Source organism: Mycobacterium gordonae (assembly GCF_001417955.2).
Lineage (GTDB): Bacteria > Actinomycetota > Actinomycetes > Mycobacteriales > Mycobacteriaceae > Mycobacterium > Mycobacterium gordonae_B.
Genome location: NZ_LKTM01000120.1, coordinates 1 through 3,431, shown reverse-complemented (window position 1 = coordinate 3,431; position 3,431 = coordinate 1). Strand labels below are relative to the sequence as shown.

The window sequence follows — 3,431 nt, the reverse complement described above, 5'->3', positions numbered from 1 at the left end:
ACTCGGATTATGCCGAGGTTTGCGCTAAGCCGAGGATCTGCGGAGAGGGCCTGCGCTCGTGGGGGATATCGCTGAATTTCTCGGCTTAACGTTCGGGTGGTAGTTAGCGTCCGTCGTATCTCTACGTCTGTGGAAGGAGACGGTGATGGATACGACGGTCAGTGGGATCGGCGCGGTTGTCGTGGCGGAGTTGCGCGCGGCCGGGTACATGGAATCGACAGTTGGTCAGTACGCGAAGACGATCAAGGCACTGACTGAATTCGCTTCGGGGCGAGACTATTCCACCAGTCTGGGTGCAGAGTTCGCTTCGATGACGACCAGTGTGCGTACTGGTCGGTTCAGCCCGGCGCGCCGGTTCGATTACCGGCGTCTTGTTACGGTGTTCGACTCGTATGTGGCGACCGGCCGGGTGGATCTGGCGGTTCGTGGCCGCGGTGGCGGAGGTCCACGGCCAAAAGGCTGCGGTTTCGTTGCTTTGGATGCCGCCTGGGAGGCCGAGATGGGCTGGCGTGGTTTGGCGCCGGCCACCTGCGAGGCCTACGGGCGGGTAGCCCGTAGCTACCTGGTGTTCCTGGAAGCACGCGGTATCGCCGTGCTCGACGGGGCTGATGGCGCCAGTGTCCTGGCGTTCTTGGAATCCTTACTGGATCGGTGGGCCAAGTCGTCGCTGTTTTGGGTGGTGTCGAACTTTCGTCCGTTTTTGAAGTTCACCGGCCGCACCGATCTGGTCAATGCGCTGAATCTGGCTGGTGTCAAACGGTTTCACGCGATAGTTCCCGTCCTCGACGATTCCGACGAAGAGCTGGTTGTTCGCGCGTGTGCCTCAGGGGTGGTCAGCGCACGGGACTCCGCGATCACTTTGCTCGCCTTGTCGACGGGACTGCGGGCCTGTGACATCGTGGCGCTGCGGCTCGGTGATGTCGACTGGCGCGGGCACACGATCGGGATCGTGCAGCAGAAGACGGGCAACCCGTTGACGCTGCCGTTGCCGGCGCTGCTGGTGAGCAAGCTGGCCGCCTATGTGCTCGACGAACGTCCCCGCTGCGCCGATGATCACCTGTTCCTGCGTTCGGTAGCCCCCCACACCCAGCTGGGCGATCACGCGACGGTGCACCGGGTGACCGTGGAGACATTCCGGAAAGCGGGACTTGAACAGCCGAAAGCGGGCACCCGGTTGCTGCGCCACAATGCGGCTTCCCGGCTGCTGGCCGCAGCGGTTCCGCTACCGACGATTGCGGCAGTGCTTGGACACGCCAGCGAAGAATCGACGAACCTCTACATGAGCGTGGACCGGACGCGTCTACTCGACTGTGTCCTGCCGATCCCAGAAGCGGCACGGTCATGAGCGGCCACGGCTTCACCAGCGCATTCGCCACCGAGTTGGACGCCTACCTGGCGTTCAAGGCGAACATGGGATTCACCGGCGCCTCCCGAATCTGGTACCTCAAACAATTCGACGCCTACTGCACCGAGCATGACCGCACGGTGTTCGACAAGGACACCGTTGAAGGCTGGGTCAGTGACCGGCTGCAACGTTGTGGCCGCTACCGGTCCTGGATGTCCTACATCCGTGACCTCGGCCGCTGGATGACGATGAACGCGTTCCCTGAGGCGTATGTGCTCTCTGACCGGTGGAAAGCCCCGTTCGTGACCGCTCATCCGTATCTGTTGTCCCGCCGTGAGATCGAGGTGTTCTTCGCTGCCGCCGCCCGGATGCAGACGCCGTGCCCGTGGCGATGGCAAGCGGTCGCGTTCTTCATCCTGATGCATTCGTGCGGGTTGCGGACCGGTGAAACCCGCGCGCTGCAGACCGAGCAGGTCGACCTCGATGCCGGGCACATCGACATCATCTGGTCCAAAGGCAATCGCAGCCGCAGACTGCCGCTGACCGGTCAGGTGATCGAAATCCTCGACACCTGCGACCGGACCTCGCGAGCGCATTTCGCCTCCCGCCGCACGTTTTTCGTCTCCGCTACCGGCAACCAGGTCGCCGCGGCATCGGTCGGGACGATGTTCGGCCGCATCTGGGACCAGGCCGGGCTTGCGCGGCCGTTGGCCGGTCAACAGCCACGGCCCTACGATCTTCGGCATCATTTCGCCTATGCCAATATCCACCGATGGATGACCGCCGGCGACGACGTCGCCGCGATGCTGCCCTACCTGTCTCGCTATATGGGCCACGCGACGTTTGAGAGCACGTACTACTACGTGCATACCTCGCCCGATTTCATGGCCGCCTACGGCGACATCACCGCCCAACACCAGTCCCTGCTACCGCCGGTGGGATTCTGATGAGACGCGACCCGCACACCGGCGCTCCGGATTTCTTCGGGTTCGCCCGCGATTATCTGCACGCCTACATGCCCAAGACCAGAGGACTGTCACCGAAAACGGTTGAAGCCTATCGCATCAGCCTGGAATGCTTCCTGGACTACCTCGCCGAGGCCGAGCACATCAGACGTGAGCACGTCAGCTTCGACCACTTCGACCGCCCACACCTCAAGGGATGGCTGGCCTGGATGACCGATCAGCGGCACTACACGCCCAAAACCATCACGTTGCGCCTGAGTGCGGTCAAAGCGTTCTTGACCTACGCATCCTACGAAGACCTCACACTCGTGACGCTCAGCCAATCAGCCAAAGCACTCAAAGCGCCGTCCGGCCCCCACAGGCCCATCGAGTACCTCACCGACGATCAAACGAAGACGATCCTTGCTGCGTTCACCGGGCAGACAGCGAAATCCCGCCGCAACCGGATGCTGCTGATCCTGCTCTACGACACCGCGGCCCGCGTCGGCGAGATCACCGGCCTGACCCTGCAGGACCTCTGCCTGACCGACCCCGGGCACATCCTGCTCACCGGCAAGGGCAACAAAACCCGCGTCGTCCCGCTCACCGACAAGACCGTCGCCCACCTGCACGTCTACCTCGACGAATTCCACCCCAACATCACCAAACTCCCCGCCACCAGGCCGTTGTTCTACAGTCTGCACCGCGGGCGACCTGCCGAACTGTCCTCCGACACGGTCGCCGCAGTACTCAAGCAAGCCGCCGAAACCGCCCGTGGTCAATGCCCTTCGATCCCGGCGAATATCCACTGCCACCTGCTGCGCAAGACCAAAGCCATGGACCTCTACCAGCAAGGGATTCCGCTGCCCATCATCATGCGTCTGCTTGGCCACGAAAACACTTCCACCACAGCAGCTTTCTACGCCTTTGCGACTCTGGACATGATGCGACAAGCCATCGACGCCGCCACCCCCGCAATCAACGCCGAAGCCACCGAGCCGCTCACTGACGACCAACTCCAAACCCTCTACAGTCTGCGATAACCGCGAAGCGTTAAGCCGAGAAATTCAGCGATATCCCCCACGAGCGCAGGCCCTCTCCGCAGATCCTCGGCTTAACGAAAATCTCGGCATAATCCGAGT

General features: G+C 62.4%; 3 protein-coding genes. All 3 read left to right on the top strand.

From position 1 onward, the window contains the following. Nucleotides 1-145 precede the first annotated feature (145 nt). The 3 genes from AO501_RS12495 to AO501_RS12485 are packed head-to-tail and all read left to right on the top strand — an operon-like array spanning nucleotide 146 to nucleotide 3,332. Complete coding sequence (locus AO501_RS12495) at nucleotides 146-1,345, top strand: tyrosine-type recombinase/integrase (protein WP_055578035.1); 1,200 nt, start codon at nucleotides 146-148, stop codon at nucleotides 1,343-1,345. Beyond that, the gene (locus tag AO501_RS12490) at nucleotides 1,342-2,292 is read left to right on the top strand and encodes a tyrosine-type recombinase/integrase (protein WP_055578034.1); all 951 of its coding nucleotides are present in this window, start codon (nucleotides 1,342-1,344) and stop codon (nucleotides 2,290-2,292) included. Before AO501_RS12495 ends, AO501_RS12490 begins: the two co-directional genes overlap by 4 nt. Further along, complete coding sequence (locus AO501_RS12485) at nucleotides 2,292-3,332, top strand: tyrosine-type recombinase/integrase (RefSeq protein ID WP_055578033.1); 1,041 nt, start codon at nucleotides 2,292-2,294, stop codon at nucleotides 3,330-3,332. Before AO501_RS12490 ends, AO501_RS12485 begins: the two co-directional genes overlap by 1 nt. Nucleotides 3,333-3,431: the final 99 nt, after the last annotated feature.